This is a genomic window from Klebsiella sp. K-3 (genome assembly GCF_051207495.1).
Lineage (GTDB): Bacteria > Pseudomonadota > Gammaproteobacteria > Enterobacterales > Enterobacteriaceae > Klebsiella > Klebsiella aerogenes.
Genome location: NZ_JBPNXF010000005.1, coordinates 281,471 through 302,293, shown reverse-complemented (window position 1 = coordinate 302,293; position 20,823 = coordinate 281,471). Strand labels below are relative to the sequence as shown.

Sequence of the window (20,823 nt, the reverse complement as noted above, 5' to 3'; positions counted from 1 at the left end):
GGCATTGGAGAGTTTGTAGCCAAACGGTCAGCCAGGCTGACCGAACGGATTACACAGCGGTCTGGAAAATCACGCCATCAGCTTTTTCAGTGTACTGATCCAGCTGGTTAAAGTTCAGATAGCGATAGGTATCTTCCGCCGTCTTATCAACCTGAGCGACGAAGGTCTGATACTCTTCCGGCGTCGGCAGTTTGCCCAGCAGAGAAGCGACCGCCGCCAGTTCGGCAGAGGCCAGATAGACGTTGGCGCCGGTACCTAAACGGTTCGGGAAGTTACGGGTAGAGGTCGACACGACCGTCGCGCCGTCAGCCACGCGCGCCTGGTTGCCCATACACAGGGAACAGCCAGGGATTTCGATACGCGCGCCGCTCTTACCAAACACGCTGTAGTAGCCTTCTTCAGTCAACTGCGCGGCATCCATACGGGTTGGCGGCGCCACCCACAGGCGAGTAGGCAGTTGGCCTTTGTGGCTGTCCAGCAGTTTACCGGCAGCACGGAAGTGGCCAATGTTGGTCATGCAGGAACCGATAAACACTTCGTCGATCTTCTCACCCTGTACGTCCGACAGCAGACGCGCATCGTCCGGATCGTTCGGCGCGCACAGAATAGGCTCTTTGATATCCGCCAGATCGATGTCGATCACTGCCGCGTATTCCGCATCAGCGTCGGCTTCCAGCAGTTGCGGATCCGCCAGCCATTTTTCCATGCCCTGGATACGGCGCTCCAGCGTACGGCGATCGCCGTAACCTTCTGCGATCATCCACTTCAGCAGGACGATGTTGGAGTTCAGATACTCAACGATCGGCTCTTTGTTCAGCTTGATGGTACAACCAGCAGCAGAACGCTCGGCGGAAGCATCGGTCAGTTCAAATGCCTGCTCGACTTTCAGATCCGGCAGACCTTCGATTTCAAGGATGCGGCCAGAGAAGATGTTTTTCTTACCTTTCTTCTCAACGGTCAGCAGGCCCTGCTTGATAGCATACAGCGGAATGGCGTGAACCAGGTCGCGCAGGGTAATGCCCGGCTGCATTTTACCTTTGAAGCGCACCAGTACCGATTCCGGCATATCCAGCGGCATCACGCCGGTCGCGGCGGCGAAGGCCACCAGACCAGAGCCCGCCGGGAAGGAGATACCAATCGGGAAACGGGTATGGGAATCACCGCCGGTACCGACGGTATCCGGCAGCAGCATACGGTTCAACCAGGAGTGGATAACGCCATCGCCCGGACGCAGTGAAACACCGCCGCGGTTCATGATGAAGTCCGGCAGAGTGTGGTGCGTGGTGACGTCAACCGGCTTCGGATAGGCTGCGGTGTGACAGAAGGACTGCATCACCAGGTCAGCGGAGAAGCCCAGGCACGCCAGGTCTTTCAGCTCATCACGGGTCATTGGACCGGTGGTGTCCTGAGAACCGACGGAGGTCATTTTCGGCTCGCAATAAGCGCCCGGACGGATACCGGCAACGCCGCAGGCGCGGCCAACCATTTTCTGCGCCAGAGAGAAGCCGCGGTTGCTTTCCGCTACGTCTTTCGCATGACGGAAGACATCGCTGTGCGGCAGACCCAGCGCTTCGCGCGCTTTGGTCGTCAGGCCGCGACCGATGATCAGCGGAATACGGCCACCGGCGCGCACTTCGTCGATCAGTACATCGGTTTTCAGTTCGAAGCTTGCCAACAGCTCGTTGGTTTCGTGGTTACGCACTTCACCTTTGAACGGGTAAACGTCAATGACGTCGCCCATGTTGAGGTTGCTCACGTCCACTTCAATAGGCAGCGCGCCCGCATCTTCCATGGTGTTGAAGAAGATAGGCGCGATTTTGCCGCCCAGGCACAGGCCGCCGCCGCGCTTGTTCGGTACGTTCGGGATATCGTCGCCCATGAACCACAGCACCGAGTTGGTGGCGGATTTACGCGAAGAACCGGTACCGACAACGTCGCCAACGTAGGCCAGCGGGAAGCCTTTCTGCTGCAGCGCTTCAATTTGTTTAATCGGACCGACCGCGCCCGGCTGATCCGGTTCAATTCCTTCGCGAGCGTTCTTCAGCATCGCCAGAGCGTGCAGTGGGATATCCGGACGGGACCAGGCATCAGGCGCCGGAGACAAGTCATCGGTATTGGTTTCGCCGGTAACTTTGAAGACGGTAACGGTGATTTTTTCCGCCAGTTGCGGACGGTTCAGGAACCACTCGGCATCAGCCCAGGATTGCATAACCTGTTTAGCGTACTCATTACCCGCTTTGGCTTTCTCTTCTACGTCATAGAAGTTATCGAACATCAGCAGGGTATGGGACAGCGCTTTCGCGGCAATCGGCGCCAGTTTGGCATCGTCCAGCGCTTCAATCAGGGGGTGAATATTGTAACCGCCCTGCATGGTGCCCAGCAGTTCAACGGCTTTTTCAGGGGTAACCAGTGGGGAGGTCGCTTCGCCTTTGGCGATAGCGGCAAGGAATCCGGCTTTAACATAGGCGGCTTCATCGACGCCCGGCGGTACACGGTTGGTAAGCAGATCTAACAGGAATTCATCTTCACCCGCTGGCGGGTTTTTCAGCAGTTCTACCAGCGCGGCCATTTGGGTTGCGTCTAAGGGTTTGGCAACAATCCCCATGGCTGCACGCTCAGCTACGTGCTTACGGTATTCTTCTAGCACGACGGTTCTCCTCGCTCTCATTGTAAAATGCGGTAGGCGATTTTCTTCACGCTCCTGTGAGACAGCAGTTTGTAGGGTAAATGCCCGATACCGCGACGGCAGCATAGCAGGATTTTTGAAGGGTGTTAATCTGTTTACAAAAAAGCAACATTAAAATTTAGCTGAATCGTTAAGGGCAGGATATTGCAGGCTTTCTGTTCAAATGCTGGTAGATAAATTTATTTCTGTTACAGATTTAATGTCAGGATCCCAACAAAAATCAAAAAAAACAATATCGTCTTCATATACTCCCGTAACGTACCGTTTTCGCCGATACTTTAGCGAGATGGGTAACATTTCTGTGTCAGGAGCTTCCATGTCACTACCGTTCAAACCCCATATTATCGCCCTGCTCTGCAGCGCAGGCTTACTCGCGGCGGCGGGAACGCTATATGTTAAAAGCCGTACCCCAGAGACTATCGCTGAAGCGCCGGTGACGGCGCAGCCTGTGCCAACGTCAGTACCAGCGACTGCGCCAGCGCAACCAGTCGTGGCCACCTATACCCAGGCGCAAATCGACCAATGGGTCGCGCCTATTGCGCTCTACCCGGACAGTTTGCTCTCGCAGGTATTGATGGCCTCCACCTATCCGGACAACGTTATGCAGGCGGTGCAGTGGTCGCAGGATAACCCATCGATGAAAGGCGACGCGGCCGTTCAGGCCGTTGCCAGCCAACCGTGGGATCCGAGCGTCAAATCCCTCGTCGCTTTTCCCGCCCTGCTGGCAATGATGGGCGAAAATCCGCCGTGGGTGGAAAACCTTGGCGACGCATTTTTAGCCCAGCCGCACGATGTGATGGATTCCGTACAGCGTCTGCGCGCCATTGCCCAACAAACCGGGACATTGAAATCCACGCCGCAACAGAAAGTGACCGTCACGGCCTCGGCACCCGCCTCTTCGAGGTCATCGAATAGCAATAGCACGGTATCATCCTCGACAAGCTCAACGGCATCGCCAGCGCCTTCGCAGATTATCAAAATTGAACCGACTAACCCGCAAGTGGTATACGTTCCGAGCTATAACCCTTCGACCGTCTACGGCAGTTGGCCGAATAGCGCCTATCCCCCGGTTTATCTGCCGCCGCCTCCGGGAGAGCAGTTCACCGATAGCTTCGTCAAAGGTTTTGGTTACAGCCTTGGCGTCGCCACCACCTGGGCACTTTTCAGCAGCATCGACTGGGATGATGATGACCATCATCATGATGACGATTACCATCACGGCGGCTACCAGCACAATGGCGATAACATCAATATTAATGTGAATAATTTCAACCGCATTACCGGGCAGAATCTGCCGGGTAACCATGTTAACTGGCAGCATAACCCCGCCTATCGCGGCAACGTGCCTTATCCGAATAATAATGTCGCCCAGCGCTATCATCAGACCAATGTGCCCGGCGGACTCAGCGCGACCCAACACGCGCCGGTCGATCGCAACGCTCAACGGCAAGCGGCGATGACGCAGCTCCAGCATCCCAACGCGCCTGCCGCCAGCGCAGGCAAGCTGGCGGCTAATAACGCCTCTCGCGATGCGCAGCGTCAGGCGGCTTCTCAACAATTGAAGCAGGCCACCCAGCGCAGCAGCTACCGTGGCTACGACAGCACGCCGACGCCTGCCAAACAGCAGCGTCGCGAAGCGGCGAAAACGCAGCTGCAACATCCAACGCCGCAGCAGCAACAGCATCGCGACGCCGTGAAAAGCCACGTGCAAAATCCTACGCCTCAGCAACAACAGCGCCGTCAGCAGATTCATTCCGCGACGCCGGCCCAACGTCAGCAAGCGGTGAGCACGGCACGCGCCAATGCCTTAAGCGGCAACGAAAGTCGCTCCCCCTCCTGGCAATCGCAGCAGGCGCGCGGGCTGCAAAGCCGCAATATTTCCGGCTTGAGCAGCGAACAGCGCGGCGCCGCCAGAGAGCGTCTTTCCGAACATCATGAATTGCGTCGTCGCTGAGGATGAGCAGATGAGAAAACCATTACAGATCGCCCTATTCACGCTAATGCTGTCGCCGCTCGCCGCCTTCGCCCAGCAACCGTTCCCCACGCCGGAGAAAGCGGCAAGCGCGCTGGCCGATGCGCTCAATCATCGTGATAAAGCCGCGCTCAATAATCTGCTCGGCGATAACTGGCAGCAGTTTTTACCCACCGATGGTATTGATCCCAATGCCGTCGACCGCTTTCAGCGCGACTGGCAGGTGAAACACGTCATTGTCCAGCAGGGTAACAGCGCCTGGCTCGATGTCGGTAGCGAAGCGTGGCGGTTGCCGATTCCCATTGTCAAAGATGAACAGGGCTGGCGTTTTGATATGGCGGCCGGGAAAGATGAAATTCTCACACGCGCCATCGGCCGCAATGAACTGTCGGCAATTGCCGCCATGCACGCCTACGTTGATGCCCAGCAGGATTACTATCAAATGAATCATCGCTGGGCACAAAAAATCATCAGCAGCGAAGGCAAAAAAGATGGCCTGTACTGGCCTACCTCGCCGGGTGAAACGCCAAGCCCGCTGGGGCCGGCATTCAGCCCGACGGAGCCCGGCGCCGGGTATCATGGCTACCGCTTCCGCATTATCGCCGATAACGATAATCAAGGCGTCGCTTTACTGGCATGGCCGGTAGAGTGGGGAGAAACCGGGGTGATGAGCTTTATGATCGATCAGAACGATAAGGTCTGGCAGGCGAACCTGGGCGAAGAGAGCGCGACGAAAGCGCAGGCAATTACGCATTTTGCCCCCGATTCTGCAGCCGGATGGCAGGCGGTCAATCAATAAAAAAATGCCCGGTTGCGCGATAGCAACCGGGCACTCTCTTATGCTTAGCCCTGGTGCGGCATCAGCTCCGGATAACCGGCAAAAGCAGGTTTCTGACTGGTCAGCGCCGCTTCATCCGAGCTGATGCTCCCGGAATTCGCCGCCCACACCCCTTCAGTAGTTTTCGTCACCAACTGATGCTGCGCATTCAGATCCTGGCCCATCGCCGCAATATGGCTATTTTCAGTGCCGCCGCTGTTCGCAGCCCAGGGAATGACCGCATCGGCCGCACAGGCCATACCGGAAACTAATGTCGTCGCTAACAGCGCCGTGGTTAACAAGCGTTTCATCTCACACCTCAGATACATAATTAACTGCCTATTAGTTTACTGAGTGACTATTTTCAAAGTATGTATGAGGTGTAGCGGTTTGTGAACACGGACATAGTTCTAAACATTAGCGATAAAAAAAGCGGCTCTGAGAGCCGCTTATGCATTTTACCCGAAAGAAAAAGTTACTTTTTCTTCGCTTTCGCGTTTGGCAGGTCGGTAATGCTACCTTCGAAGACTTCTGCCGCCAGGCCAACGGACTCGTGCAGAGTCGGGTGAGCGTGGATAGTCAGCGCGATGTCTTCCGCGTCGCAGCCCATTTCGATAGCCAGACCGATTTCACCCAGCAGCTCGCCGCCGTTGGTGCCGACAATCGCGCCGCCGATAACACGGTGGGTCTCTTTGTCGAAGATCAGTTTGGTCATACCGTCTGCGCAGTCGGAAGCGATAGCACGGCCGGAAGCAGCCCACGGGAAGGTGGCGGTTTCGTAGCTGATGCCCTTCTCTTTCGCTTCTTTCTCAGTCAGGCCAACCCATGCCACTTCTGGCTCGGTGTAGGCGATAGACGGGATAACTTTCGGATCGAAGTAGTGTTTCAGGCCGGAGATAACTTCTGCGGCAACGTGACCTTCGTGTACGCCTTTGTGCGCCAGCATCGGCTGGCCGACGATATCGCCGATAGCAAAGATGTGCGGCACGTTGGTGCGCATTTGTTTGTCAACGCGAATGAAGCCGCGATCGTCAACTTCCACGCCGGCTTTGCCTGCGTCGAGGTTTTTACCGTTCGGCACGCGGCCGATAGCCACCAGCACCGCGTCGTAACGCTGCGCTTCCGCCGGGGCTTTTTTGCCTTCCATGGAAACGTAAATACCGTCTTCTTTTGCTTCAACGGCAGTTACTTTGGTTTCCAGCATCAGGTTGAATTTCTTGCTGATACGTTTGGTGAAGACTTTAACCACGTCTTTGTCGGCAGCCGGGATAACCTGGTCGAACATTTCAACCACGTCAATCTCTGAACCCAGCGCATGGTATACGGTACCCATTTCCAGACCGATGATACCGCCGCCCATAACCAGCATGCGTTTCGGTACAGATTTCAGTTCCAGAGCGTCGGTGGAATCCCAAACGCGCGGGTCTTCATGCGGGATAAACGGTAGTTGAATCGGACGGGAGCCCGCCGCGATGATCGCGTTGTCGAAGTTAATCACGGTTTTGCCGTTTTCGCCTTCAACTTCCAGGGTGTTAGCGCCGGTGAATTTACCCAGACCGTTAACCACCTTCACTTTACGACCTTTGGCCATGCCAGCCAGACCACCGGTCAGCTGAGTGATGACTTTTTCTTTCCAGGTGCGGATCTTGTCAATGTCGGTTTTCGGTTCGCCGAAAACGATGCCGTGTTCGGCCAGCGCTTTCGCTTCTTCGATAACTTTAGCAACGTGCAGCAGTGCTTTAGAAGGGATACAACCCACGTTCAGGCAAACGCCGCCCAGGGAGCTGTAACGTTCTACGATGACGGTTTCCAGACCTAAATCAGCGCAACGGAAGGCTGCAGAGTAGCCTGCAGGACCTGCCCCAAGTACCACGACCTGAGTTTTGATTTCAGTACTCATCATGACCTCTGTAATTTATATCCGGCGGGTCTGACGCTTTTATTATTACGCCCAAGTCCACCGGGACGTTCTATCCGCGTGTATTTTACAAAATTGTTAACAATTTTTAAACAACAAACGGCAAACGATTTTGTCCTTTGTTGCTGATAATCCTCAACAGCCTGAGGTTATCAGAAAAAAGCCGGCCGTCAGGCCGGCTTTTTCGCTTACATCACCAGGCGGCGAATGTCGCTCAAGGTGTTGTTAATGATGGTAATGAAGCGGGCACCATCAGCACCGTCGATGACGCGGTGGTCGAAGGACAGAGAGATCGGCATCATCAGACGCGGAACGAACTCTTTACCATTCCATACCGGCTCCATCGCGGACTTAGACACGCCCAGGATGGCCACTTCCGGCGCGTTAACAATCGGCGCGAAGTGGGTGGTACCCAGGCCGCCGATGCTGGAGATGGTGAAGCAACCGCCCTGCATTTCGCCAGCAGTCAGCTTGCCATCGCGCGCTTTCTTCGAGATGGTGGTCAGTTCGCGAGACAGCTCGGTGATGCTCTTCTTGTTCACGTCTTTAAAGACCGGAACCACCAGACCGTTCGGAGTATCAACCGCCACACCGATGTTGATGTATTTCTTCAGCGTCAGACGCTGACCGTCTTCGGACAGCGAGCTGTTGAAGCGCGGCATCTGCTCAAGCGCAGCGGCAACGGCTTTCATGATGAAGACCACTGGGGTGAATTTCACATCCAGTTTGCGCTTCTCAGCTTCGGCATTCTGCTGCTTACGGAACGCTTCCAGATCGGTGATATCGGTTTTGTCGAAGTGCGTAACGTGCGGGATCATCACCCAGTTACGGCTCAGGTTAGCGCCAGAGATTTTCTGGATACGACCCAGTTCCACTTCTTCGATTTCGCCAAACTTGCTGAAGTCAACTTTCGGCCATGGCAGCATGCCCGGCAGACCGCCGCCTGCGGCAGCAGCCGGTGCGGATTCAGCGCGTTTAACCGCTTCTTTCACGTAAGCCTGAACGTCTTCGCGCAGGATACGACCTTTACGGCCAGTCCCTTTCACTTTCGCCAGGTTTACGCCGAACTCGCGCGCCAGGCGGCGAATCAGCGGAGTCGCGTGAACGTAAGCTTCGTTTTCAGCGAATTCGGTTTTACCTTCTGCTTTCGCAGCCGGCGCGGCAGCTTTCTGAGCCGGTGCCGGTGCAGCAGCCGGTGCCGGTGCCGGTGCAGCAGCCTGAGCTGGAGCAGCAGCAGGCGCGGCGCCTTCCACTTCGAAGACCATGATCAAAGAGCCGGTAGACACTTTGTCGCCGGTGCTGATTTTGATCTCTTTTACGGTACCCGCGAACGGCGCCGGAACTTCCATAGAAGCTTTGTCGCCTTCGACGGTGATCAGTGACTGCTCAGCGGCAACTTTATCGCCGACTTTTACCATCACTTCGGTGACTTCAACTTCGTCGCCGCCGATATCCGGTACGTTAACATCCTTCACGCCAGCTGCAGCAGCCGGTGCCGCTGCAGCCGGAGCGGCAGCCTGTGCCGGAGCGGCTGCAGGCGCAGCGCCCGCCACTTCGAAGATCATGATCAGAGAGCCGGTGGACACTTTGTCGCCGGTGCTGATTTTGATCTCTTTTACGGTACCCGCGAACGGCGCCGGAACTTCCATAGAAGCTTTGTCGCCTTCGACGGTGATCAGGGATTGCTCAGCGGCGATGGTGTCGCCCACTTTAACCATGATCTCGGTGACTTCAACTTCATCGCCGCCGATATCCGGTACGTGAACTTCTTTCGCTGCGCTTGCCGCCGGCGCTGCTGCCGGTGCCGGAGCAGCTGCTTTCTCTTCCTGCGCAGGTGCAGCGGCTGCTGCACCCTCGGCGGAATCGAAAATCATGATCAGTTTGCCAGTCTCGGTTTTGTCGCCGACGGAGACTTTAATCTCTTTCACGACGCCAGCCTGCGGAGACGGAACTTCCATAGAGGCCTTGTCGCCTTCTACGGTGATCAGCGACTGTTCAGCTTCAACTTTGTCGCCAACTTTGACCAGGATCTCGGTGATTTCAACTTCATCAGCCCCGATGTCCGGTACTTTGATTTCGATAGCCATTATTCTCTTACCTCTTACGCCAGACGCGGGTTAACTTTTTCTGCATCGATGTCGAATTTAGCAATGGCGTCAGCCACGACTTTCTTATCGATTTCACCACGTTTAGCCAGTTCGCCCAGCGCCGCAACGACCACATAGGAAGCATCGACTTCGAAGTGGTGACGCAGGTTTTCACGGCTGTCGGAACGACCGAAGCCATCGGTACCCAGTACGCGGTAATCATCAGCCGGTACGTAAGTACGAACCTGCTCGGCGAACAGTTTCATATAGTCAGTGGATGCCACAGCCGGAGCGTCGTTCATCACCTGAGCGATGTACGGTACGCGCGGAGTTTCCAGCGGGTGCAGCATGTTCCAGCGTTCGCAATCCTGGCCATCACGCGCCAGTTCGGTGAAGGAGGTGACGCTATACACGTCAGAACCCACGCCGTAGTCTTTCGCCAGGATCTGCGCTGCTTCACGAACGTGACGCAGGATAGAACCAGAGCCCAGCAGCTGAACTTTACCTTTGCTACCTTCGAGGGTTTCGAGTTTGTAGATACCTTTACGGATACCTTCCTCGGCGCCTTCCGGCATGGCCGGCATGTGGTAGTTTTCGTTCAGCGTAGTGATGTAGTAGTAAACGTTCTCTTGCGCTTCGCCGTACATACGTACCAGACCGTCATGCATGATGACAGCGACTTCGTACGCGTAAGACGGGTCGTAGGAGATACAGTTCGGGATAGTCAGCGACTGAATGTGGCTGTGACCATCTTCGTGCTGCAGACCTTCGCCGTTCAGCGTAGTACGACCGGAAGTACCGCCGATCAGGAAGCCGCGAGCCTGCTGATCGCCTGCCGCCCAGCACAGATCGCCGATACGCTGGAAGCCGAACATCGAGTAGTAGATGTAGAACGGAATCATCGGCAGGTCGTTGGTGCTGTAGGAGGTCGCAGCAGCCAGCCAGGATGCGCCTGCGCCCAGCTCGTTAATACCTTCCTGCAGAATCTGGCCTTTCTCGTCTTCTTTGTAGTATGCAACCTGCTCACGGTCCTGCGGGGTGTACTGCTGGCCGTTCGGGCTGTAGATACCGATTTGACGGAACAGACCTTCCATACCGAAAGTACGCGCTTCATCGGCGATGATCGGCACCAGACGATCTTTGATCGACTTGTTCTTCAGCATCACGTTCAGGGCACGAACGAAAGCGATAGTGGTAGAGATTTCTTTGTTTTGCTCTTCCAGCAGCGCGCTGAAGTCGGCCAGGGTCGGCAGCTCCAGTTTCTCAGTGAATTTCGGCTGACGAGTCGGCAGGTAGCCGTTCAGCTTTTCACGTTGAGCGTGCAGGTAAGTGTGCTCTTCGGAACCTTCCGGGAAGGTCACGTACGGCAGTTTTTCGATATCGGCATCAGCCACCGGCACGTTGAAACGATCGCGGACGTAGCGAACGCCGTCCATGTTCATTTTCTTAACCTGGTGCGCGATGTTTTTACCTTCCGCGGTGTCGCCCATACCATAACCTTTAATGGTATGCGCCAGAATCACGGTCGGCTGGCCTTTGGTTTCCTGCGCTTTTTTCAGTGCAGCGTAGACTTTCTTCGGATCGTGACCGCCACGGTTCAGGGCCCAGATCTGCTCGTCAGTCCAGTCGGCAACCAGCGCGGCGGTTTCCGGATATTTACCGAAGAAGTGCTCACGAACGTAGGCGCCGTCTTTGGATTTGAAGGTCTGGTAGTCGCCGTCAACGGTTTCGTTCATCAGCTGAATCAGCTTACCGCTGGTGTCTTTACGCAGCAGCTCATCCCAACGACCGCCCCAGATAACCTTGATAACGTTCCAGCCAGCACCACCGAAGATGCCTTCCAGTTCGTTAATGATTTTACCGTTACCGGTGACCGGGCCGTCCAGACGCTGCAGGTTGCAGTTGATGACGAAGACCAGGTTATCCAGTTTTTCACGGGTCGCGATGGTGATAGCGCCTTTAGATTCCGGCTCATCCATCTCGCCATCGCCCAGGAAGGCGTAAACGGTTTGCGCAGAGGTGTCTTTCAGACCACGGTGTTCCAGATATTTCAGGAATTTAGCCTGATAGATAGCGCCCAACGGCCCCAGACCCATCGATACGGTCGGGAACTGCCAGAATTCCGGCATCAGTTTCGGGTGCGGATAAGAGGACAGACCATTACCGTGAACTTCCTGACGGAAGTTGTTCATCTGCTCTTCAGTCAGACGACCTTCCAGGAAGGCACGTGCATATACGCCCGGAGAGATGTGGCCCTGGAAGTAAACCAGATCGCCGCCGTCTTTCTCAGTGCGCGCACGGAAGAAGTGGTTGAAGCAGACTTCGTAGAAGGTAGCGGAAGACTGGTAGGATGCCATGTGGCCACCCAGCTCCAGATCTTTCTTCGATGCGCGCAGAACGGTCATGATGGCGTTCCAACGGATCGCTGAACGAATACGGCGTTCCAGCTCCAGATTGCCCGGGTATTCCGGTTCATCTTCAACGGCAATAGTGTTGACGTAATTATGCGCTGCCGCACCGGCCGCTACTTTCACGCCGCCTTTGCGGGCCTCAGAAAGAAGCTGGTCGATCAGATACTGAGCACGCTCAACACCTTCTTCACGGATGACCGATTCGATCGCCTGTTGCCAGTCGCGAGTTTCGATCGGATCCACGTCATTCTGGAAACGTTCTGACATGGGGGTATTCCTTATCTATCTAATCGTTGATTTAACTGGAACCTGTCCCATTGAACTCTTTAGCGTTTCACTCTGATGAACAACCAAAAATTCAATAAGACAGGTTCTGCGTTTAGTTGCCGCGCTCTAAAAAATGGCGCTTAAGAACCGGAGTTCTCGTCCTTTCGTTGCTGTAAACGACGCAATGAACGTTCTCTACGACTCTGTTCACGGCTACGATCCAGCAAAATTTCCTCAATGAACGCCAGGTGACGGTGCGACGCCTCACGCGCCTGCTCCGGCTCCCCGGCCATTATCGCCTCGAAAATGCGAGTACGATGGTTGCTGACCAACGGGAGCATTTCCCGGCGGGCATACAGCAATTCAAAGTTCTGACGAACGTTCTGTGCCAGCATCGGCTCCATACACCTTAGCAGATGGAGCAACACCACATTGTGCGCCGCTTCGGTGACGGCGATTTGGTACTGGACGACAGCGCCGGATTCGGCGTCGAGATCGCCGGACTGTTGGGCCCGTTCAATGGCTTGATGCAGTTCGCGAATACGGTCGCGATCTTCATCATTGCTGCGCAGCGCCGCGTAATAAGCCGCGATGCCTTCCAGCGCGTGACGGGTTTCCAGCAAATCGAATTGGGATTCAGGATGGTCGGACAGGAGCTCGACCAACGGGTCGCTAAAGCTCTGCCACAGGCTGCTTTGTACAAAGGTTCCACCGCCCTGGCGACGAAGCAACAGGCCCTTGGCTTCGAGGCGTTGAATCGCCTCACGGAGCGAGGGACGGGAAACGTCGAACTGTTTTGCCAGTTCGCGTTCAGGCGGGAGTTTTTCACCGGGGCGCAACGTCCCCTCAAGAATCAGAAACTCCAGCTGCTGCTCTATCACATCAGAAAGTTTTGGTTGGCGGATCTTGCTGTAGGCCATATTCCCTGTCTCTGCCATTCGCCCGGAGTCAATTGGTCTTACCAATTTAAAGTTCGTAGCGCTAAAGTAACAAAGTATTCACCTCCTGTCCATACAGGTTTTGATTGAAATCAGTAAACCCGGCCTTTTTTAACAACCTTACAGAAATAACGTTTCAGAAATGTAACCTTGCACAAAACTTACATTTACCCAGCAAGGGGTAGCATTAACTTTATATAAACGAAAAATTACGCTTTCTGAACCGATTCAAGAAGCGAAAAAGTGCATTTATAAACCAATAAAGTGAATAGATAACCAATAAAGGGTAGCGGCGATGGTGGTAAGAAAAAATGACAAACGGTGTCTTTTTGTTCGTTCCGTCATCATCCCTTCATAAAGCAGGTGCATTCGCACGCCCTTACCATTATTCTTCATCAGGCGAAAGGTCTTTGAGGGAATTTCCGCTTTTCTTTCCGTAAAGAAATCAATACAAAAATGGAATTTCATAATTACACAAACACAACAATGTGTGCGTTGCGTCACTCGGGTAAAAACTGGCCTCAAACGCCTTGAAATTAGCTAACTATGCTATTTGGCAGAGACGGACAGCAAAGCAGCAACCTGAAGGATGAAGCGTATAAACATAATAACCACACACGAGGTTTCATGATGGAAGGTCAACAGCATGGCGATCGACTCAAGCGCGGCTTGAAGAACCGCCATATACAGCTCATTGCGCTAGGAGGCGCTATCGGTACGGGCTTATTCCTGGGAAGTGCGTCAGTGATTCAATCTGCAGGTCCTGGTATTATTCTCGGCTACGCTATCGCCGGGTTTATCGCCTTCCTGATCATGCGCCAACTCGGCGAAATGGTCGTCGAAGAACCGGTAGCCGGTTCATTCAGCCATTTTGCTTATAAATACTGGGGCGGCTTTGCCGGCTTTGCCTCCGGCTGGAACTATTGGGTGCTGTATGTGCTTGTCGCCATGGCGGAACTGACCGCCGTGGGCAAATATATCCAGTTCTGGTGGCCGGAAATCCCTACCTGGGCCTCCGCGGCGGTCTTCTTCATCGCCATTAACGCCATTAACCTGACCAACGTAAAAGTGTTCGGCGAAATGGAGTTCTGGTTCGCGATTATTAAAGTCGTCGCAGTAGTGGCCATGATTCTGTTCGGCGCCTGGCTGTTGTTCAGCGGCAACGGCGGCCCGCAGGCGACGGTCAGTAACCTGTGGGATCAGGGCGGTTTCCTGCCGCACGGCTTCACCGGGCTGGTGATGATGATGGCGATCATTATGTTCTCCTTCGGCGGTCTGGAACTGGTGGGGATCACCGCGGCGGAAGCGGACAACCCGGAAAAGAGCATCCCGAAAGCCACCAACCAGGTTATCTACCGTATCCTTATTTTCTATGTAGGCTCCCTGGCCGTGCTGCTCTCGCTGCTGCCGTGGACGCGCGTCACCGCCGATACCAGCCCGTTCGTGCTGATCTTCCACGAACTCGGCGACACGCTGGTGGCAAACGCCCTCAACATCGTGGTGCTGACCGCCGCGCTCTCGGTTTACAACAGCTGCGTATACTGTAATAGCCGTATGCTATTCGGCCTGGCTCAGCAGGGCAATGCGCCGAAAGCGCTGCTGACTCTCGATAAGCGCGGCGTACCGGTCAACACCATTCTGGTATCCGCCGTGGTCACCGCGCTGTGCGTGCTGATCAACTATCTGGCGCCGGAATCGGCGTTCGGACTGCTGATGGCGCTGGTGGTCTCCGCGCTGGTGATTAACTGGGCGATGATTAGCCTCGCGCATATCAAATTCCGTCGCGCCAAGCAGCAGGAAGGCGTGAAAACGCGTTTCCCGGCGCTGTTCTACCCGCTGGGTAACTGGGTATGCCTGCTGTTTATGGTCGCGGTACTGGCCATCATGCTGATGACCCCGGGGATGGCGATTTCGGTGTGGCTGATACCGGTATGGATTGCCGTTCTCGGCGTTGGCTATCTGTTTAAACAGAAAAGCGCCGGCGTCGTAAAAGCACAATAATACATCTCGTCACGCCGTGTCCGTCCTTTACCGACGGGCACGGCGCATTGTTATCTGCTTCACACTTTCCTTCCTGTAACAGTTTTCTCCATATCGATGACGGATTACTGCAACGTAATTCCCGACGCTAAGACCAATAATTCTCTCCAGACTGCAATGGAGAGTTCCAGGATGACAGGCAATACACTTTCGCTGAAAGAAAAGATTGGCTACGGGATGGGCGACGCCGGATGTAACATTATCTTTGGCGCCATCATGTTGTTCGTTAACTACTTTTATACGGATATTTTTGGTCTTGCGCCGGCGCTGGTTGGGGTGCTGCTGCTTTCGGTGCGCGTCATCGATGCCGTCACCGACCCGATCATGGGAGCGATGGCCGACCGCACCCGCAGTAAATATGGCCGCTTTCGCCCATGGCTGCTGTGGATGGCCTTCCCCTACGCCCTGTTCAGCGTACTGATGTTCACCACCCCGGAATGGACCTACAACAGCAAGGTTATCTATGCCTTCGTCACCTACTTCCTGCTGTCGATAACCTATACCGCGATAAATATCCCCTACTGCTCTTTGGGGACAGTGATGACATCCGACCCGCAAGAACGTGTCGCCTGCCAGTCATACCGCTTTGTGCTGGTCGGTATCGCGACGCTTCTGCTCTCGCTGACTCTGCTGCCTATGGCGGAGTGGTTCGGCGGCGCTGATAAAGCCAAAGGTTATCAAATGGCGATGACCGTATTGGCGTTCATCGGCATGTGTATGTTTTTGTTCTGCTTCGCCACCGTACGCGAGCGCATCCGCCCGGCGGTCCAAACCAACGACGAGCTGAAAAAAGACCTCAAAGATGTGTGGAAAAACGACCAGTGGGTTCGCATTTTGCTCTTAACCCTGTGCAACGTTTGCCCCGGCTTTATCCGTATGGCCGCCACCATGTACTACGTCACCTGGGTCATGGGGCAAAGTACCCATTTCGCCACCCTGTTTATCAGCCTTGGCGTCATCGGCATGATGATCGGCAGCATGCTGGCGAAAGTGCTGACCGACCGTTGGTGTAAACTGCAGGTTTTTTTCTGGACCAACATTGTACTGGCGGTCTTCTCTTGCGCGTTCTACTTCTTTAATCCGCATGCCACGACGCTGATTCTGGTGCTCTACTTCCTGCTCAATATCCTGCATCAAATCCCGTCGCCGCTGCACTGGTCGCTGATGTCCGACGTTGATGACTACGGCGAGTGGAAAACCGGTAAACGGATCACCGGCATCAGCTTCTCCGGCAACCTGTTCTTCCTAAAAGTTGGGCTGGCGGTCGCCGGGGCTATGGTGGGTTTCCTGCTGTCGTGGTACGGCTACGATGCCGGCGCGAAGGAGCAAAGCGCCTCGGCGCTAAATGGTATCGTGCTGCTGTTCTCAGTGATCCCCGGCGTTGGCTACCTGATTACCGCAGGCGTCGTACGCCTGCTGAAAGTTGACCGCAATCTGATGCGCCAAATCCAGAATGATTTGGAAAAGCGCCGCAGTAACTACAGCGAACTGAATGAGCTCCAGGAATTGAAAACCAGTGAACACGTAAGGAAAGCCTGATGAACAACTGGCCTAACCCCTTTATTGAACAACGCGCGGACCCTTTTATCCTGCGCCATCACGACCACTACTATTTTATTGCCTCCGTGCCGGAATACGATCGGCTGGAGATTCGCCGCGCCGCCACGCTGGAAGGCCTGCGTGAAGCCGAGCCGGTGACCGTCTGGCGCAAGCCGCAAAGCGGGCCGATGAGCCAGCTGATTTGGGCGCCGGAGCTCCACCACATCGACGGCAAGTGGTATATCTATTTCGCCGCCGCCCCGACCCATGACCTCGACGCCCTGGGGATGTTCCAGCACCGGATGTTTGCCCTTGAGTGTACCGACAGCGATCCGCTCAGCGGCCGTTGGCATGAAAAAGGGCAAATTATCACCACGTTCGATACCTTTGCCCTCGACGCCACCACTTTCTGCCATCAAGGGAAACGCTGGTATTTATGGGCGCAGAAAGACCCGCAGATCGCCGGCAATAGCAATCTCTATCTGGCGGAGCTGGAAAACCCGTGGACGCTAAAAGGCGCGCCGCTCATGCTGAGCAAGCCGGAGTTCGCCTGGGAATGCCGGGGATTTATGGTCAATGAGGGGCCTGCGGTGCTGGTACACGGCGATAAGCTGTTTATCAGCTATTCCGCCAGCGCGACCGATGAAAACTACTGCATGGGATTATTATGGATCGACCGTGAAGCCGACCCGCTGGTGGCTGAAAACTGGCATAAATCCCCGCAGCCGGTATTTCGCACCAGCTATGAAAACCGCCAGTATGGTCCCGGCCACAATAGCTTTACGCAAACGCCGCAGGGGGAAGATGTGCTGGTGTACCACGCGCGCAACTACACCGAAATTGAAGGCGACCCGCTGTACGATCCTAACCGTCACACCCGGCTGAAGTTAGTGCGCTGGCAAGAAAACGGGATGCCCGACTTCGGCATCCCGCCCGCTGATACGCTGTAGCGAGTCAATCCCCGCCCGGCGAGCGCTGCGCCGGGCGGGGTTGTCGCTACGGTTATAGGACCGTAGGCCGGATAAGCGCAGCGCCATCCGGCGACATGAGTGCGCCAAGCCCAGCAGCGCCTGGCTTCGGGATGTTAAATCAAAGTCCCGTAGATGGTCAGCAGCGCCATAATCACCACCACCACCAGCGAGGTTTTCTTCGCCATGGAAACCGCCGCTTTTGGCGTCTCAACCGCATCGACATGCGGCTCGCGGGCCAGCGAGAACTGGGCCAGACGAGTTAATACCTGATACTGCGAAGAGTGACGGTCGCCTAGCGAGGCAAACCACGCCGGCAGCGCTTTTTCGCCGTGTCCCAGCAGCGCGTATACTACGCCAACCAACCGCACCGGCACCCAATCGACAATATGCAGAATACCGTCAATGCCGGACTGTAAACGATGGCGCGGCGTCTGATAGCGCGCAAGCCAGGTCTGCCAGGCGCGCAGGACGCAATAGGCCGTCAGCGTCAATAACCCCCACGGGCCGCCGACCACCAGCCAGAACAACGGCGCCAGATAGTAGCGATAGTTAATCCATAGCAGCGCGTTTTGCAGCTCGCGAAGATATTCCTGACGATCGCAGCCCGGCGGCACGCCGTGAATAAGCGTTAGCTCGCTGGCCATCGAATCGCAGGCGTGGCTATCGTTGTTCGCCGCCGCCTTCAGATAGGCATGATAATGCAGGCGCACCTTACCCGCGCCGATACACAGCAGGCCAAGCAAAATCCAGAACACCAGCAGCGGTACGTTAAATAGCTGCCCCTGTAGCAGGCGTTGAATAACATATACCACCGCCACCGCGACGACGGTCATCAGCACGGTGCCGAACAGCGAGAAATGCTTCACGCGGCGGAACAGTACCTCCAAGCGATGATCGAGCTGCCAGTGCTCGCCAAGCTTGAACAGACGCTCGGCGATGAGAACCAGCAGCGTAGTAAACAACGTCATGGTATCTCCTTATGTGACGATGCGGCCAACATACCGCGGTATTTTGCCCAATCAAAGGCCGGGCCGGGATCCGTTTTGCGTACCGGCGCGATATCGCAATGGCCGGTAATATTATCAGCAATACCAGGATAACGCTGGATAAGCGCTTGGGTAATCGCCACTAGCTGCTGGTACTGCGCCTCGGTGTAGGCCTGAGTATCCGTCCCTTCCAGCTCAATGCCGATCGAAAAATCATTGCAGCGCTCGCGGCCGTGATAGCTGGAGACGCCCGCATGCCATGCGCGCTTATCAAAGGGCACATATTGGACTATTTCGCCATCGCGGCGAATCAGACAATGCGCCGAAACGCGCAGATGAGCAATCCCGGCGAAGTAAGGATGCGCGTCGGCATCCAACGTACCGGTAAATAGCGCGTCAATCCACGGGCCGCCAAACTCCCCCGGCGGCAGGCTGATATTGTGTACCACCAGTAAAGAAGGGTTTTCATCGTCCGGGCGGCAATCGTGATGCGGCGAAGGCACCCGACGCGCGCCCACCAGCCATCCGCCATTCAACTGCATGGGGAATCTCCTTTCGCAAACGTAGATCCCGGCGGCCCCACAGGCGACGCGAAATCCATTGGGTATGTGTGGTACAGAAACGTGGTTCAGGTTAGCATGTTTCCCACTTCTGAATCTTATCTATCTGGAGCTTTATCATGACGCCTCGTCGCTACAGCCCCGACCGCCGCCGTGACGCGCTGCTGGAACGTATTAATCTCGATATTACCGACGCCGTCGCGCAATCACTACGCGAAGATCTGGGCGGCGAAGTTGACGCTAACAACGATATTAGCGCGCAACTATTGCCGTCGGACGCGCGCTCTCACGCCGTCGTTATCACCCGCGAAGATGGGGTATTCTGCGGTAAGCGTTGGGTAGAAGAAGTTTTCATTCAGCTTGCCGGCGACGATGTCAGCATCACCTGGCACGTGGCTGACGGCGATATGGTAAAAGCCGATCAGCCGCTGTTCGAACTGGACGGGCCGTCGCGGGTGCTGCTAACCGGCGAACGCACCGCGCTAAATTTCGTGCAGACCCTCTCCGGGGTAGCAAGCGAAGTGCGCCGCTACGTCGACCTGCTCAAAGGCACCAAAACGCAACTGCTTGATACGCGTAAAACGTTACCCGGCCTGCGCACCGCGTTGAAGTACGCGGTACTGTGCGGCGGCGGCGCGAACCACCGTCTGGGCCTTTTCGACGCCTTCCTGATCAAAGAAAACCACATCATTGCCTCCGGTTCGGTACGTCAGGCGGTGGAAAAAGCCTTCTGGCTGCACCCGGACGTACCGGTGGAAGTCGAAGTCGAAACGCTGGATGAACTGGACGAAGCGTTAAAAGCCGGCGCTGATATCATCATGCTCGACAATTTCACCACCGACCTGATGCGCGAGGCGGTAAAACGTACCAACGGCCAGGCGGCGCTGGAAGTCTCCGGCAACGTTACCTTCGATACCATTCGCGAATTCGCGGAAACTGGCGTTGACTATATTTCCGTCGGCGCACTCACTAAGCACGTACGGGCCCTCGACCTGTCCATGCGTTTTCGTTAATTCTCTCCCCGATATCCGCCGGGTATCGGGGCTATTTTTGCGAGACGCCTCGCACGCTTACCGTGCATCTTTGAAAGCGCTACCGAAAAGCTGGATGCCTACATCCTAAGCGTATTTTTCCTCCTCGCCGCCGCGACGTAATCGCGCCAAAGTCACCCCACAACGAACAAGGAGTGACTTATGGATAAGCAACGTGGTTTTACCCTGATCGAATTAATGGTGGTTATCGGCATTATCGCCATCCTCAGCGCCATCGGCATCCCCGCCTACCAGAATTACCTGCGCAAAGCCGCCCTCACCGATATGCTGCAAACCTTTGTGCCCTACCGCACGGCAATAGAGCTGTGCGCGTTGGACCACGGCGGGCTATCCAGCTGCGATGGCGGCAGCAACGGTATCCCCTCACCAACGACCACCCGCTATGTATCGGCGATGAGCGTCGCCCAAGGCGTAGTCACCCTGACCGGCCAGGAGAGCCTGAACGGGCTGGCCGTCACCCTGACCCCTTCCTGGGATAACGCCAACGGTATCACCGGCTGGCAGCGCGTCTGCGCCATCAGCGATGACAGCGCGTTAAAGCAGGCCTGCGAAGATGTCTTCCGCTTTAACTGAGGTGAC

Annotated in this window: 15 protein-coding genes; 7 read left to right on the top strand and 8 right to left on the bottom strand. The window is 55.5% G+C overall.

Annotation, left to right across the window (positions count from 1 at the left end; genetic code table 11):
• Positions 1-49: 49 nt before the first annotated feature.
• The gene (acnB, locus tag ACSEMK_RS10140) at positions 50-2,647 is read right to left on the bottom strand and encodes a bifunctional aconitate hydratase 2/2-methylisocitrate dehydratase (protein ID WP_072201386.1); all 2,598 of its coding nucleotides are present in this window, start codon (positions 2,645-2,647) and stop codon (positions 50-52) included.
• A gap of 355 nt (positions 2,648-3,002) precedes the next feature.
• On the opposite strand from acnB, the gene ACSEMK_RS10135 reads away from it, so the two are divergent.
• The gene (locus ACSEMK_RS10135; protein ID WP_435336441.1) at positions 3,003-4,640 is read left to right on the top strand and encodes a DUF3300 domain-containing protein; all 1,638 of its coding nucleotides are present in this window, start codon (positions 3,003-3,005) and stop codon (positions 4,638-4,640) included.
• A gap of 10 nt (positions 4,641-4,650) precedes the next feature.
• The gene (locus ACSEMK_RS10130) at positions 4,651-5,457 is read left to right on the top strand and encodes a DUF2950 family protein (protein ID WP_435336439.1); all 807 of its coding nucleotides are present in this window, start codon (positions 4,651-4,653) and stop codon (positions 5,455-5,457) included.
• A 44-nt stretch (positions 5,458-5,501) separates the two neighbouring features.
• On the opposite strand, the gene ACSEMK_RS10125 is transcribed toward ACSEMK_RS10130, so the two are convergent.
• The 5 genes from ACSEMK_RS10125 to pdhR form a co-directional block, all read right to left on the bottom strand.
• Positions 5,502-5,786 carry a hypothetical protein gene (locus ACSEMK_RS10125; RefSeq protein ID WP_087860872.1) on the bottom strand — a complete coding sequence of 95 codons (285 nt, stop codon included), beginning with the start codon at positions 5,784-5,786 and terminating at the stop codon, positions 5,502-5,504.
• 164 nt (positions 5,787-5,950) lie between these two features.
• A complete protein-coding gene (lpdA, locus tag ACSEMK_RS10120; RefSeq protein ID WP_015368220.1) occupies positions 5,951-7,375 on the bottom strand; it encodes a dihydrolipoyl dehydrogenase in 1,425 nt (474 codons plus the stop codon).
• A 206-nt stretch (positions 7,376-7,581) separates the two neighbouring features.
• A complete protein-coding gene (gene aceF / locus ACSEMK_RS10115) occupies positions 7,582-9,480 on the bottom strand; it encodes a pyruvate dehydrogenase complex dihydrolipoyllysine-residue acetyltransferase (RefSeq protein WP_430914841.1) in 1,899 nt (632 codons plus the stop codon).
• Positions 9,481-9,494: 14 nt separating this feature from the next.
• Positions 9,495-12,158, bottom strand: coding sequence for a pyruvate dehydrogenase (acetyl-transferring), homodimeric type (aceE, locus tag ACSEMK_RS10110; protein WP_015368222.1), 2,664 nt, complete (start codon positions 12,156-12,158; stop codon positions 9,495-9,497).
• Between the two features lie 140 nt (positions 12,159-12,298).
• On the bottom strand, positions 12,299-13,078 hold the full coding sequence (pdhR, locus tag ACSEMK_RS10105) for a pyruvate dehydrogenase complex transcriptional repressor PdhR (RefSeq protein ID WP_015368223.1): 780 nt from the start codon (positions 13,076-13,078) through the stop codon (positions 12,299-12,301).
• A gap of 645 nt (positions 13,079-13,723) precedes the next feature.
• Here pdhR and aroP point away from each other — a divergent pair.
• The 3 genes from aroP (at position 13,724) to ACSEMK_RS10090 (ending at position 17,625) form a co-directional block, all read left to right on the top strand.
• Positions 13,724-15,097 carry an aromatic amino acid transporter AroP gene (gene aroP / locus ACSEMK_RS10100; protein ID WP_161799840.1) on the top strand — a complete coding sequence of 458 codons (1,374 nt, stop codon included), beginning with the start codon at positions 13,724-13,726 and terminating at the stop codon, positions 15,095-15,097.
• A gap of 171 nt (positions 15,098-15,268) precedes the next feature.
• Positions 15,269-16,675 carry a glycoside-pentoside-hexuronide (GPH):cation symporter gene (locus ACSEMK_RS10095; RefSeq protein WP_430914840.1) on the top strand — a complete coding sequence of 469 codons (1,407 nt, stop codon included), beginning with the start codon at positions 15,269-15,271 and terminating at the stop codon, positions 16,673-16,675.
• The gene (locus ACSEMK_RS10090; protein ID WP_430914839.1) at positions 16,675-17,625 is read left to right on the top strand and encodes a glycoside hydrolase family 43 protein; all 951 of its coding nucleotides are present in this window, start codon (positions 16,675-16,677) and stop codon (positions 17,623-17,625) included. The genes ACSEMK_RS10095 and ACSEMK_RS10090 overlap by 1 nt, the downstream gene beginning before the upstream one ends.
• 134 nt (positions 17,626-17,759) lie before the next feature.
• Here ACSEMK_RS10090 and ampE read toward each other — a convergent pair whose 3' ends face one another.
• Positions 17,760-18,614 (bottom strand): beta-lactamase regulator AmpE, encoded by an 855-nt coding sequence (ampE, locus tag ACSEMK_RS10085; protein WP_087860876.1) that lies wholly within the window; start codon positions 18,612-18,614, stop codon positions 17,760-17,762.
• Positions 18,611-19,174 carry a 1,6-anhydro-N-acetylmuramyl-L-alanine amidase AmpD gene (gene ampD / locus ACSEMK_RS10080; RefSeq protein ID WP_308958823.1) on the bottom strand — a complete coding sequence of 188 codons (564 nt, stop codon included), beginning with the start codon at positions 19,172-19,174 and terminating at the stop codon, positions 18,611-18,613. The genes ampE and ampD overlap by 4 nt, the downstream gene beginning before the upstream one ends.
• A 137-nt stretch (positions 19,175-19,311) precedes the next feature.
• Here ampD and nadC point away from each other — a divergent pair, with 137 nt between their 5' ends.
• Complete coding sequence (nadC, locus tag ACSEMK_RS10075) at positions 19,312-20,205, top strand: carboxylating nicotinate-nucleotide diphosphorylase (protein WP_430914838.1); 894 nt, start codon at positions 19,312-19,314, stop codon at positions 20,203-20,205.
• A gap of 180 nt (positions 20,206-20,385) precedes the next feature.
• On the top strand, positions 20,386-20,817 hold the full coding sequence (gene ppdD, locus ACSEMK_RS10070) for a prepilin peptidase-dependent pilin (protein ID WP_087860878.1): 432 nt from the start codon (positions 20,386-20,388) through the stop codon (positions 20,815-20,817).
• Positions 20,818-20,823 lie beyond the last annotated feature (6 nt).